Annotated in this window: 11 protein-coding genes; 3 read left to right on the plus strand and 8 right to left on the minus strand. The window is 65.6% G+C overall.

The annotated features are described in order from the left end of the window. Positions 1-8 precede the first annotated feature (8 nt). The 3 genes from trpE to rpe form a co-directional block, all read right to left on the minus strand. The gene (gene trpE / locus ACPTTF_RS02450; RefSeq protein ID WP_423370169.1) at positions 9-1,502 is read right to left on the minus strand and encodes an anthranilate synthase component I; all 1,494 of its coding nucleotides are present in this window, start codon (positions 1,500-1,502) and stop codon (positions 9-11) included. A 357-nt stretch (positions 1,503-1,859) separates the two neighbouring features. Then, positions 1,860-2,624 carry a phosphoglycolate phosphatase gene (locus tag ACPTTF_RS02455; protein ID WP_423370170.1) on the minus strand — a complete coding sequence of 255 codons (765 nt, stop codon included), beginning with the start codon at positions 2,622-2,624 and terminating at the stop codon, positions 1,860-1,862. A 4-nt stretch (positions 2,625-2,628) separates the two neighbouring features. Further along, complete coding sequence (gene rpe / locus ACPTTF_RS02460) at positions 2,629-3,315, minus strand: ribulose-phosphate 3-epimerase (protein ID WP_011883156.1); 687 nt, start codon at positions 3,313-3,315, stop codon at positions 2,629-2,631. A 178-nt stretch (positions 3,316-3,493) separates the two neighbouring features. Between rpe and apaG the strand changes: the two genes are divergently transcribed. Both apaG and ACPTTF_RS02470 read left to right on the plus strand, forming a co-directional pair. Continuing rightward, positions 3,494-3,868, plus strand: a complete 375-nt coding sequence (apaG, locus tag ACPTTF_RS02465) for a Co2+/Mg2+ efflux protein ApaG (RefSeq protein WP_011350820.1) — start codon at positions 3,494-3,496, stop codon at positions 3,866-3,868. A gap of 81 nt (positions 3,869-3,949) precedes the next feature. Then, complete coding sequence (locus tag ACPTTF_RS02470) at positions 3,950-5,182, plus strand: murein transglycosylase A (RefSeq protein WP_166965494.1); 1,233 nt, start codon at positions 3,950-3,952, stop codon at positions 5,180-5,182. Positions 5,183-5,438: 256 nt separating this feature from the next. Here the strand turns inward: ACPTTF_RS02470 and paaK are convergent, their stop codons facing one another. From paaK to paaN, 5 genes are all read right to left on the minus strand, one after another. Continuing rightward, the gene (gene paaK / locus ACPTTF_RS02475; RefSeq protein ID WP_175031927.1) at positions 5,439-6,737 is read right to left on the minus strand and encodes a phenylacetate--CoA ligase PaaK; all 1,299 of its coding nucleotides are present in this window, start codon (positions 6,735-6,737) and stop codon (positions 5,439-5,441) included. 38 nt (positions 6,738-6,775) lie between these two features. Next, positions 6,776-7,228 carry a hydroxyphenylacetyl-CoA thioesterase PaaI gene (gene paaI / locus ACPTTF_RS02480; RefSeq protein WP_166965490.1) on the minus strand — a complete coding sequence of 151 codons (453 nt, stop codon included), beginning with the start codon at positions 7,226-7,228 and terminating at the stop codon, positions 6,776-6,778. A 1-nt stretch (position 7,229) separates the two neighbouring features. Continuing rightward, positions 7,230-8,021 (minus strand): 2-(1,2-epoxy-1,2-dihydrophenyl)acetyl-CoA isomerase PaaG, encoded by a 792-nt coding sequence (paaG, locus tag ACPTTF_RS02485; RefSeq protein ID WP_423370171.1) that lies wholly within the window; start codon positions 8,019-8,021, stop codon positions 7,230-7,232. Positions 8,022-8,066: 45 nt separating this feature from the next. Beyond that, the gene (pcaF, locus tag ACPTTF_RS02490) at positions 8,067-9,269 is read right to left on the minus strand and encodes a 3-oxoadipyl-CoA thiolase (RefSeq protein WP_423370172.1); all 1,203 of its coding nucleotides are present in this window, start codon (positions 9,267-9,269) and stop codon (positions 8,067-8,069) included. Between the two features lie 87 nt (positions 9,270-9,356). Further along, on the minus strand, positions 9,357-11,063 hold the full coding sequence (gene paaN / locus ACPTTF_RS02495; protein WP_423370173.1) for a phenylacetic acid degradation protein PaaN: 1,707 nt from the start codon (positions 11,061-11,063) through the stop codon (positions 9,357-9,359). A gap of 129 nt (positions 11,064-11,192) precedes the next feature. Here paaN and ACPTTF_RS02500 point away from each other — a divergent pair, with 129 nt between their 5' ends. After that, positions 11,193-11,969 (plus strand): enoyl-CoA hydratase, encoded by a 777-nt coding sequence (locus tag ACPTTF_RS02500; RefSeq protein ID WP_059688475.1) that lies wholly within the window; start codon positions 11,193-11,195, stop codon positions 11,967-11,969. Positions 11,970-12,397: the final 428 nt, after the last annotated feature.

Below are 12,397 nucleotides of genomic sequence, written 5' to 3' on the forward strand. Positions count from 1 at the left end.
GTCTCCGGTCAGAAGTCGCTATCGAGGCCGTCCTGGACCTGTTCGGCCGCACGCAGCACCGCGCGCGCCTTGTTCTCGGTCTCTTGCCATTCGGATTCGGGCACCGAATCCGCGACGACGCCGGCCGCCGCTTGCACATACAGGTTGCCGTTGTGGATCAGGCCGGTACGGATCGCGATCGCGAGATCCATCTCGCCCGAGAACGACAGGTAGCCGACGGCGCCGCCGTACAGCCCGCGCTTGACCGGCTCGAGCTCGTCGATCAGTTCCATCGCACGTACCTTCGGCGCGCCGGACAGCGTGCCGGCCGGGAACGTCGCGCGCAGCACGTCGTAGTTCGTCATGCCGGGCTTCAGCTTGCCTTCGACCGAGCTGACGATGTGCTGCACGTGCGAATATTTCTCGATGACCATCTTGTCGGTCACCTGCACCGAGCCGATCTCCGCGATGCGGCCCACGTCGTTGCGCGCGAGGTCGATCAGCATCACGTGCTCGGCGATCTCCTTCGGATCGTTGAGCAGCTCGGTCGCGAGTTCCGCGTCGCGCTCGGGCGTGTTGCCGCGCGGGCGCGTGCCGGCGAGCGGTCGGATCGTGACGATCTGGTCTTCGCCGCGCTTTTCCTGGCGCACGAGGATTTCCGGCGACGCGCCGACCACGTGGAAATCGCCGAAGTTGTAGTAATACATGTACGGCGACGGGTTCAGCGAACGCAGTGCGCGATACAGCGACAGCGGATTGTCGCGGTACGGTTTCGTCAGGCGCTGGCCGACCTGGATCTGCATCAGCTCGCCGGCCGCGATGTATTCCTTCGCCTGGCGCACGGCGGCCAGATAGTCGTCCTTCTTGAACTCGCGGAACGTTTCGGTACGCACGCTCGCCGACGTGACGGGCGGCTGCACGGTCGTGCGCAGGCGCTGCTTCAGTTCGCGCAGGCGCTGTTTCGCCTTCGTGTAGGCTTCGGCCTGGCTCGGGTCCGCGTAGATGATCAGGTACAGCTTGCCGGCGAGGTTGTCGATGACCGCGACTTCCTCGGTCAGCAGCAACTGGATGTCGGGCAGGCCGAGATCGTCGTGCGGCGCGGTGTTCGCGAGCTTCTTCTCGATGTAGCGCACCGCGTCGTAGCCGAAGTAGCCGGCGAGACCACCGCAGAAGCGCGGCAGGCCCGGGCGCTGCGCGACCTTGAAGCGCGCCTGGAACGATTCGATGAACTGGAACGGGTCGCCGTCGTGCGTTTCGACGACCTGGCCGTCGCGCACGACTTCCGACACGCCGTTGCGGGTGCGCACGAGCGTGCGGGCAGGCAGGCCGATGAACGAATAGCGGCCGAAACGTTCGCCGCCGACCACCGATTCGAGCAGAAACGAGTTGGCGCCCGAGCGTTCGGGCTGGGCCAGCTTCAGGTAGAGGGACAGCGGCGTTTCGAGATCGGCGAGGGCTTCCGCGATCAGCGGGATGCGGTTGTAGCCTTCGTTCGCGAGCGATTGGAATTCGAGTTCGGTCATGTTCCGGTCCTGTTCGGGACGAGCGGCGCGTGCGCCAGGGATCACTTGACGCTGCGCGGGTTGCCGTCGGCGAAAGGGCGGTCGATCGAGAAGTGCCTGTTGCCGGCCGGCACTCCGGGCGTGAACGTCGCGAGCCTGCGGCCGATCCTGAACGCAAGCGTTCGGACACGGTGGAACTCGAGGTGGTGCGACGATCGGCGCGCGGATGCGCAGCGAGATAAAAAACGGCGCTGAAGACGTGCTTCAGCGTACCTCATCGAAGAGGTTAGCGCGACCAGCGACGCCAGGGCCAGGCTCCCCGGTCGATGCTGCTCAGACTCCGTTTTTTATTCAGAAACATGCAGATGGAAGAAATAATCAGATGGTTGGCCGGCCGGTGTTGTGCGCGGTGATTGCGCGAGCTGCGACCAGCAACGAATCGACTATACCATCCGAATTTATCGTTTGTATAGCTTTGCCGTGGTTGTAGCCGTACGGCACTGTCAGCGTCGCCATCCCGGCCGCGCGGCCTGCCAGCGCATCGTTTTCCGAGTCGCCGATCGCGACCGCCGCGTCCGGTGCGACGCCGAGCGCGTTGCAGGCCGTCAGCATCGGCAGCGGATCGGGTTTCTTGCGCGCGACGCTGTCGCCGCCGAGCACGATGCCGAAGCGATCGGCCAACCCGTATTGCTCGAGCAGTTCGACCGCGAAGCGATGCGGCTTGTTCGTCACGCACGCAAGCCGGATGCCGGCCGCGCGCAGCGCGTCGAGACCGGCCGCCACGTCCGGATAGAGGCGCGTGTTGCGGCCGTTGATCTTCGCGTATTCGGTCTGGTAGATCGCCACCGCATCGTCGAAGCGTGCATGCGCTTCATCGACCGTGAAGCGCGGCTTCAGCACGCTCTGGATCAGGTGTTCGGAGCCCTTGCCGATGTAGCCGATCACCTCGGCGCGCGACGTGGCCGGCGCGTCGAGCTGAGCAAGCATCCCGTTCAGGCCGGCCGTGAAATCGTCGGCCGTGTCGACCATCGTGCCGTCGAGATCGATCAGCGCCGCGTCGATGCGCGGCGCGGCGAAGCGGATCGGGGCGTTGTTCGTTGCAGCCCCGGCCGGTGCGTGCCCGGCGAGCGACGATTCGGTCATGGCGTCAGCTCCGTTCGACGGTGGCGAGCGCGGCGCGCATCTCGTCGATCACCTTGCGGTAGTCGGGCTTGCCGAAGATCGCCGAGCCTGCGACAAACGTGTCGGCGCCTGCCGCCGCGATTTCCGCGATGTTGTCGGTCTTCACGCCGCCGTCGACTTCGAGCAGGATCTCCCGGCCGGTGCGCTCGGTGTACGCGTCGATGCGTGCGCGTGCTTCGCGCAGCTTGTTCAGCGTTTCCGGAATGAACGACTGGCCGCCGAAGCCCGGGTTGACCGACATCAGCAGCACGAAGTCGAGGCGATCCATCACGTGGTCGAGGTAGTTCAGCGGCGTGGCCGGATTGAACACGAGGCCGGCCTTGCAGCCGTGGTCACGGATCAGCGACAGCGTGCGGTCGATGTGATCGGAGCCTTCCGGGTGGAAGCTGATCAGGTTTGCACCGGCCTTCGCAAAATCGGGCACGATCCGGTCGACCGGGCGCACCATCAGGTGCACGTCGATCGGCACCTGCACGTGCGGGCGGATCGCTTCGCACACGAGCGGGCCGATGGTCAGGTTCGGCACATAATGGTTGTCCATCACGTCGAAGTGGATCCAGTCGGCGCCGGCGGCGACGACGTTGCGGACTTCTTCGCCGAGCCGCGCGAAATCGGCCGACAGGATGCTGGGAGCGATACGGAATTGGGTCATGGCAGGGGAGCGGGGACGTTGCGGCGCAAAACCGCCATTCTACCGTCCGGCGACCCGGTGCGCGGCGGCGGGCCGTGCGGCCGAGGCCCGATTGCGCATAGAATGCCGAACCAATGCGGCGCGCCCGCGGCCCCGTTGCCCATGCCGGCACGGACAGTCATCTTCCAGCGGAAACACCATGAGTCAGTATCAGTTCACCGTTTCGGTGAAAACCAGCTACTTGCCGGAACAATCCGACCCCGATCGCCGTCAATACGCATTCGCGTACACGCTGACGATCCGCAACACGGGACAGGTCGCGGCGCAGCTGATCGCGCGTCACTGGATCATCACGGACAGCGAGAACCACGTGCAGGAAGTGAAGGGGCTCGGCGTCGTCGGGCACCAGCCGCTGCTGCAGCCGGGCGAGCACTTCGAATACACGAGCTGGGCCGTGATCGCGACGCCGGTCGGCACGATGCGGGGCGCGTACTTCTGCGTGGCGGAAGACGGCGAGCGTTTCGAGGCGCCGGTCGACGAGTTTGCACTGCACATGCCGCGCACGCTGCATTGAGCGTGCGAAGCGCGTCAGCGCGGCTGGCGGTCGTTGTTGCCGCGGGCGTGCTTTTTTCTGCCCGACGACGTCCACACGACGATGAAGATCAGCAGGGCAAGCGCTACGAAGGCTTCGAGCGCGAAGATGAGCATCGGATATTGGTCGAGAAAATCTGACATGGCGGTTTCCATCAAGAACGGACATTGTATGTGGTTTGGGCCCCGGTTGGCCGGGTGGGCGGCAGCGGCTGCTGCTGCGGCGCTGCTTGCCGCGTGCGGCAGCGCACCGACGCGGACGTCGTCGCTGAAGCCGCCGACCGGTGCGGCGATCGTGCCTGGGCAGGTCGCCGCGAAGCGGCTCACGCCGGTGGCATGGCAGCAGGTGCCGGGCTGGCAGGACGATTCGCTGATCGGCGCGACGGCCGCGCTGCGGCAGAACTGCGTGCGGCTCGCTCGCCAGCCAGCCTGGCAACGTGCTTGTGCGGCTGCCGACCGGCTCGACGAGCTTGACGTCAGCAGTGCACGTGCGTTCTTCGAAACGTATTTCACGCCGTTCCAGCTCGCGAACACCGACGGTACGCTCGACGGGCTGGTGACCGGCTATTACGAGCCGCTGCTGCATGGTTCGCGTGTGCGCCGCGGCCCGTATCAGTACGCGCTCTACCGCTGGCCGGCCGGTTATCGCGCGGGCGCTGCGTTGCCGGTACGCGCGCAGCTCGAACGCGCGGGCATCCTGAACGGCAATGAACTCGTGTGGGTCGATGACCCGATCGAAGCGTTCTTCCTGCAGGTGCAGGGCTCGGGGCGCGTGCTGCTCGACGATGGTTCGGTGATGCGGGTCGGCTTCGGCGGCACCAACAACCAGCCGTACCGCTCGATCGGCAAGTGGCTGCTCGACCGCGGCGAACTGACACCCGCTCAGGCGACGATGCAGGGCATCAAGGCGTGGGCGAAGGCGAACCCGAACCGCGTCGACGCGCTGCTCGACACGAACCCGCGGTTCGTGTTCTTCCGCGACATGCCGACCAAGGAAGATGCGCCGCACGGCGGCGCGGACGGCCCGATCGGCGCGCTGGGCGTGCCGCTGACGCCGGAGCGCTCGATCGCCGTCGACCCGTCGTCGATCCCGCTCGGCACCCCCGTATTCCTGCAGACCACGCGCCCGCTGTCGAATACGCCGATGAACCGGCTCGTGTTCGCGCAGGATACGGGGTCCGCGATCAAGGGCGGCGTGCGGGCCGACTATTTCTGGGGGCTCGGCGACGACGCAGGCGATCAGGCCGGTCGGATGAAGCAGGTCGGCCGGATGTGGCTGCTGTTCCCGAATTCGTGACTTGAGGCGGTACGGGCTGCCCGGATCGCCGCCGATGCATCAGGCGCGGTATTCGTGGGCGCGACGGCGTGCGTGGGGTGCGTCGCTCTGATCGCGAGGGCGCCAGTGCGGTGTCGGTTTTCGTGATGCGCCTGTCGCGCCGACGGGTGCCCCAACGGCGTCCCGGAATGAAACAGCCCGATCGGCGTTGGCCGATCGGGCTGTTTCATTTGCGGCGGCGGATTCACCGCGCGTCATGCACGGGCAGCGATTGCCGTCAGCCCTTGCGCTTGTCGACGACGCGTCGTGCCTTGCCGACCGAACGCTCGATTCCGTTCACGGGCAGCACGTTGATCACGGCCGTCACGCCGATCAGTGACTTGATGTCGTACGCGAGCGCCTGTTTTGCCGCATGGATCGCCGCGGTATCGGGCGCAGTCTCCGGACAGGGCTCGACATTGAGCGTCAGCACGTCGAGCGGGCCTTCCTTCGTCAGTACGATCTGATAGTGCGGAGCGAGCGCGCGCTGCTTGAGCAGCTGCTCCTCGATTTGCGTCGGGAACACGTTGACGCCGCGCACGATCATCATGTCGTCCGAACGCCCCGTGATCTTCTCCATCCGGCGCATCGTGCGGGCAGTGCCGGGCAACAGCCGCGTGAGGTCGCGGGTCCGGTAGCGGACGATCGGCAGTGCCTCCTTCGTCAGCGACGTGAACACGAGCTCGCCGAGTTCGCCATCCGGAAGCACTTCGCCGGTTTCAGGATCGATGATTTCCGGATAGAAGTGGTCTTCCCAGATGGTCGGGCCGTCCTTCGTCTCGACGCATTCGGACGCGACGCCGGGGCCCATCACTTCGGACAGGCCGTAAATGTCGACCGCGTCGATGCCCATCCGCTGCTCGATCGCGACACGCATGTCGTTGGTCCAGGGTTCCGCGCCGAAGATGCCGATGCGCAGCGAACTCTGCACGGGATCGAGACCCTGGCGCTCGATTTCGTCGGCGATCGACAGCATGTAGCTCGGCGTCACCATGATGATGTCGGGCCGGAAATCCTGGATCAGCTGCACCTGCTTTTCGGTCTGGCCGCCGCCGAACGGGATCACGGTCAACCCCGCGCGCTCGGCACCGTAGTGCGCGCCGAGCCCGCCCGTGAACAAGCCGTAGCCGTAGCTGACGTGCACCTTGTCGCCGCGGCGCGCGCCGGCGGCGCGGATCGAGCGCGCGACGAGATTCGCCCATGTGTCGATGTCGCCGGCCGTATAGCCGACGACCGTCGGCTTGCCGGTCGTGCCCGACGACGCATGAATGCGCGAGATCTGGTCCTGCGGCACCGCGAACATCCCGAACGGGTAACTGTCGCGCAGGTCGCTCTTCGTCGTGAACGGGAAGCGCGACAGGTCGGCGAGCGTCTTCAGGTCGTCGGGATGGACGCCCGCGTCGTCGAATTTGCGACGATAGACGGGGGAGTGATCATACGCATGCCGGAGCGACCACTTGAGGCGTTCGAGCTGCAGCGCGGTCAGCTCGTCGCGTGAGGCGGTCTCGATCGGCTCGAGCGGTAGCGGGGTAGTCATGCATGTCTCCAGTGTTTGTTATGTGCGAGCCGTCGACGTCAGCGGTCTTCCGGGATGACCGTGCCCTTGATCTGGGCGGATTTGCCGCGAAACATCGCGACGGTTTCGCCGGTCTGGTTCGTGACGCGGATGTCGTAGATGCCTTGGCGGCCGGCGCGCGCCTGTTCGATCGCCTCGGCCGTCAGCACGTCGTCGCCGTGCACGGGGCGCAGGAATTCGATCGAGCAGCCGGCCGCGACTGCGTTCACGTTGTACGAGTTGCACGCGAACGCGAACGTCGAATCGGCCAGCGTGAAGATGATCCCGCCATGGCAGGTTTGATGCCCGTTCAGGAATTCGGGCCGCACGCGCATTTGCAGGCGCGCGTAGCCGGCGCGCACTTCGGCGATTTCCATCCCGAACGCACGGCTGCATGCGTCGGCGTCGTACATGGCCCGCGCGGTGGCACGGGCGAGCGAATCGGGGTCTAGCGTGGCAGTGGCGTTGGTCATGTCAACGCCCCTCGAAGCGCGGTGCGCGCTTCTCGATGAATGCCTTCACGCCTTCCGCATAGTCGTGCGACTGGCCGAGCTTGTGCTGCAGGTCGCGTTCCTGGTCGAGTTGCTGGTCGAGGGTATTCGTGACGCTGTCGCGCATCGATTGCTTGATCGATGCGATCGCGAGCGTCGGCTGCTGCGCGAGCTGGGTGGCGAGCTGACGGACTGACGCAGCGAGTGCGTCGTCGTCGACCGCTCGCCAGATCAAGCCCCATTGCTCTGCCTGTTCGGCGCCGAGCTTGTCGCCGGTCAGCGCGAGCCCCAGCGCGCGCGCCATGCCGACGCGTTGCGGCAGGAACCATGTGCCGCCCGAATCGGGTACGAGCCCGATCTTGACGAAGGCCTGGATGAAACTGCTCGAGCGGGCGGCGAACACGAGATCGCATGCGAGCGCGAGGTTCGCGCCGGCGCCGGCGGCTGTGCCGTTGACGGCGGCGATTACCGGAATCGGCAGACGCTGCAGGCGGCGGATCAGCGGATTGAAGTGCTCGTCGATCAGGGAGCCGAGGTCGGTGGACGCGCCCGGCGTGAAGTCGAGATCGGCCAGATCCTGCCCCGCGCAGAAGCCGCGCCCCGCGCCTGTCAGGATCAGCGCGCGCGCGCCGGCCGCCTCGACATCATCGAGTGCCGACTGCAGCTCGCGATGCATTGCCCGCGTAAAGCTGTTCAGCTTGTCGGGGCGGTTGAGGGTAATCGTGGCCACGTTCGACGCGTGATCGATATCCAGCTGAATCGCCTGATAGGACATGCAGTGTCTCCTTCATGACTTCGTTATAGGCGCGCGGTGCGTTGCTTACACGCGTTCGATCGCGAGCGCGATACCCTGGCCGACGCCGATGCACATCGTACAGAGCGCAAAGCGGCCGCCCGTACGCTCGAGTTGGTGGAGCGCCGTGGTCACGAGCCGGGCGCCCGATGCGCCGAGCGGATGGCCCAGTGCGATCGCGCCGCCGTTCGGATTCACGCGCGGATCGTCGTCGGCGACACCGAGCATGCGCAGGACCGCGAGACCTTGCGACGCAAACGCCTCGTTCAGCTCGATCACGTCGAATTGGTCGATGGTCATGCCGAGCTGGCGCAGCAGTTTCTGCGTGGCCGGCGCCGGGCCGATGCCCATCACGCGCGGCGCGACGCCGGCTGTCGCCATGCCGATGACGCGTGCGCGGCGGCGCAGGCCGTACTGGTCGGCTGCCTGTGCATTGGCGAGCAGCAGTGCGCATGCACCGTCGTTGACGCCGGATGCATTGCCGGCGGTCACCGAGCCGTCCGGGCGCACGACGCCTTTCAGCTTCGAGAGCGCTTCGAGCGACGTTTCGCGCGGATGCTCGTCGCGCGACACGACCACCGGATCGCCTTTCTTCTGCGGAATCGTGACGGCGACGATTTCGTCGGCGAGCGTGCCGTCCTGCTGGGCGCGCGCGGCCTTTTGCTGGCTGCGCAGCGCGAACAGGTCCTGGTCGGCGCGGCTGATGTCGTAGTCGACCGCGACGTTCTCGGCCGTCTCCGGCATCGAATCGACGCCGTACAGCTGTTTCATCAGCGGATTGATGAAGCGCCAGCCGATCGTCGTATCGTAGATGTCGGCCTGGCGCGCGAACGCGCTTGTGGCCTTGCCCATCACGAACGGCGCGCGCGTCATGCTCTCGACGCCGCCCGCGATCATCAGGCGCGCCTCACCCGCCTTGATTGCGCGCGCAGCAGTGCCGACCGCGTCCATCCCGGAGCCGCACAGGCGGTTCAGCGTCGTGCCGGGCACGTCGGTCGGCAGGCCCGCGAGCAGCGCCGACATGCGTGCGACGTTGCGGTTGTCCTCGCCGGCCTGGTTCGCGCAGCCGTAGATCACGTCGTCGATCGCCGTCCAGTCGACGTCGCGGTTGCGCTCGATGAGCGCCTTGAGCGGTACCGCGCCGAGGTCGTCGGCGCGGACATCTTTCAGGGCGCCGCCGTAGCGGCCGATGGGGGTGCGAATCGCGTCGCAGATATAGGCGTCTGTCATGGGCGTATCGATGAACAACGAACCCGCCGGGTGGCGGATTCGTTCATGGTAGAGAACGTGGCTGCGTTTGCACGTCGACCATTCGGGTTATGCAGGTTGGCCGGCTTCCGCGGGTGCCGCTTTCGGCGCAACATGGACGCGGCTTTGCACCACGCGAAACCGGTTGGCGACGAATGCCGGGTCGGCCAGCGCCGCGTTGGCTGCCGGGTTCGCGCCCGTGCCGTGGAAATCCGAGAACGCTGCCGACTGGTTCACGAATACGCCGCCCGTCAGGTTGATCGACAGCGCGACGCCACCGCGCACCGCCGCGTCGTGTGCGGCGTCGACGATGGCATCGTCGGTACTGTAGACGGAGAGCGTCAGCGCACCATGTTCCGCGGCGATTTCACCGGCGAGATCGAGCGACTGCGCGGTCGAGTCGGTCGCGATCACGAACGAGATCGGGCCAAACCACTCCTGCGTGAATTTCTCGCGATCGGCCACGTCGAGCTGCAGCACGAGCGGCGTGCGCACGCGGGCATCGGGGAACGCGGGGTGCTGGAGGGTAAGGCTGTCCGCGAGCACACGGCCGAGCTGGCGGGCGTCGTCGATGCGTGCGGCCACGCCTTCGTTCTGGATTGCGCCGATCAGTTCGACTGAGCGTGCCGGGTCGCCGGTGAGTTTTTGTACGGCAACGGCGACAGCCTGTGCGACTTCGTCGAAGCTCGCATGGCCGTCCGCCGTCCGGATGCCGTCGCGCGGCACGTAGATGTTCTGCGGTGCCGTGCACATCTGGCCGGAGTACAGCGCCAGCGAGAACGCGATGTTCTTGGCGGCGGCCTTCAGGTCGTCGGTCGAGTCGATCACGATCTGGTTGACGCCGGCCTTCTCGGTATAGACCTGTGCCTGGTGGGCATGGCGTTCGAGCCACGTGCCGTTTTGCGTGCTGCCGGTGAAGTCGATCAGCTTGATCTCGGGGCGCAGCGCGAGATCCTGAACGAGCGCGCCGTCGTTGGGTTCGGTGGCGAGGAGCGTAATGACGTTCGGATCGAAACCGGCGTCGCGCAGCACGTCACGAGCGATCCGGACGGTGATTGCGAGGGGCAGGATCGCGCCCGGATGCGGTTTGACGATCACGGTGTTGCCGGTTGCCAGATCGGCGAACAGGCCGGGATAGCCGTTCCAGGTCGGGAACGTGCAGCAGCCGAGGACGAGCCCGGTGCCGCGGGGGACGATCGTGTAGCGCTTGTGCATCGCGAGGGGCGGGTTCTTGCCTTGCGGCTTTTCCCAGTGCGCATCGGCCGGGATGCGGCGCAGTTCGTCCCACGCATAGGCAACTGCCTCGAGCGCGCGATCTTGCGCGTGCGGGCCGCCGGCCTGGAACGCCATCATGAATGCCTGCCCCGTGGTGTGCATAACGCTGTAGGCGATCTCGAAGCTCGCACGATTCAGGCGCGCGAGGATTTCGAGGCTGACGCCGATCCAGGCGCTCGGGCCGGCTTCGCGCCATGAGCGTTGCGCGGCAGCAGCGGCGGCGATCAGTTCGTCGGGCGTCGACTTCGGGTACCGGATGCCCAGTGCAATGCCGTACGGCGACCGCTCTGCGCCGACCGTTTCTCCAGACGCCGGCTGGTCGAGCGCGAACGTCTTGTCGAGGTGCGACTTGAACGCGGCCTCGCCATCTGCGTTCGCGCTTTCCCCGTACACTTTGGGGCTCGGCATTTCGGCGAACGGGCTCCAGTACCCGCGGCTCTCGATGGCGGCGAGTGCGTGCTTCAGCGTGTCTTCGTGCTTCGTGAACAGTGCATGGGTCATGGCGGCAGCCTGATGGACGGTGAGAGGGGTTGGATCGATTAATTAACCGACCGGTTGGTCGGAGAATGGTAGCATCAAACTATTCGCATGTGCGAGGCGTTTCTCATTTCATTGATCGAGGAGAAATAGATGGCTTACGAGAACATCCTGGTGGAGACCCGGGGGCGTGTCGGGCTGGTTACGCTGAACCGTCCGAAGGCGCTGAATGCGCTGAACGATGCGCTGATGGATGAGCTGGGTGACGCACTGAAGGCGTTCGATGCGGACGATGGCATCGGCGCGATCGTCGTGACCGGGAGCGAGAAGGCATTTGCGGCCGGCGCGGACATCGGAATGATGGCGACCTATTCCTATATGGATGTCTATCGGGGCGACTACATCACGCGCAACTGGGAGACGGTTCGCGAAATCCGCAAGCCGATCATTGCAGCGGTGTCGGGCTTTGCGCTGGGCGGCGGCTGCGAGCTGGCCATGATGTGCGACATCATCTTCGCGGCGGACACGGCCAAGTTCGGCCAGCCGGAAATCAAGCTGGGCGTCATGCCGGGTGCGGGCGGCACGCAGCGTTTGCCGCGCGCGGTGTCGAAGGCGAAGGCGATGGACATGTGCCTGACGGCCCGCTTCATGGATGCTGCCGAAGCGGAGCGCGCGGGCCTCGTGTCGCGCGTGCTGCCGGCCGATACGCTGCTCGACGAGGCGATTGCCGCCGCGGCGACGATCGCCGAGTTTTCTCTGCCGGCGGTCATGATGGTCAAGGAGTCGGTGAACCGTGCGTACGAGACGACGCTGGCCGAGGGCGTCCACTTCGAGCGTCGGCTGTTCCATTCGCTGTTCGCGACCGAAGACCAGAAGGAGGGGATGGCGGCATTCGTCGAAAAGCGGAAGCCGGTGTTCAAGCACCGCTGATTGCACTGCCCTGGGTAGGCGGCTAGTGCCAGGTCGGTATCGGTTGTCGGTGTGACAGCCTTGCCCGTCGAGCCCGAAGCCCCCGTGCGCGTGAGCGCACGGGGGTTTTTTCAAAATATTTTCACAAAGGGGCTTGCGCAGATGAGGGCGGGTGCTTAGAATCACGCCTCTTTCGCGCTAACGGAAACACGGCGCGGGAGAGAAGGGAAGCGGTGCTGTTGGGGCAAGTGGTACGGGCCTCGGTGGTGCAGGAAGTTGAGCCCCGCAGTCGCAACGAAGTAGTTCAAAAAGTTGTTGACGAGCTGCGAAACACGGTTCATAATCTCGCTTCTCTGCTGCTGAAAACGCAGTGCTGCTGAGAAACACGAAGTTTCTCGCAGAAATGTTCTTTAAAAATTAACAGCCGATAAGTGTGGGCGCTTGATGGC

The sequence above is a fragment of the Burkholderia crassaminum genome, from assembly GCF_964265005.1.
Classification (GTDB): Bacteria; Pseudomonadota; Gammaproteobacteria; order Burkholderiales; family Burkholderiaceae; genus Burkholderia.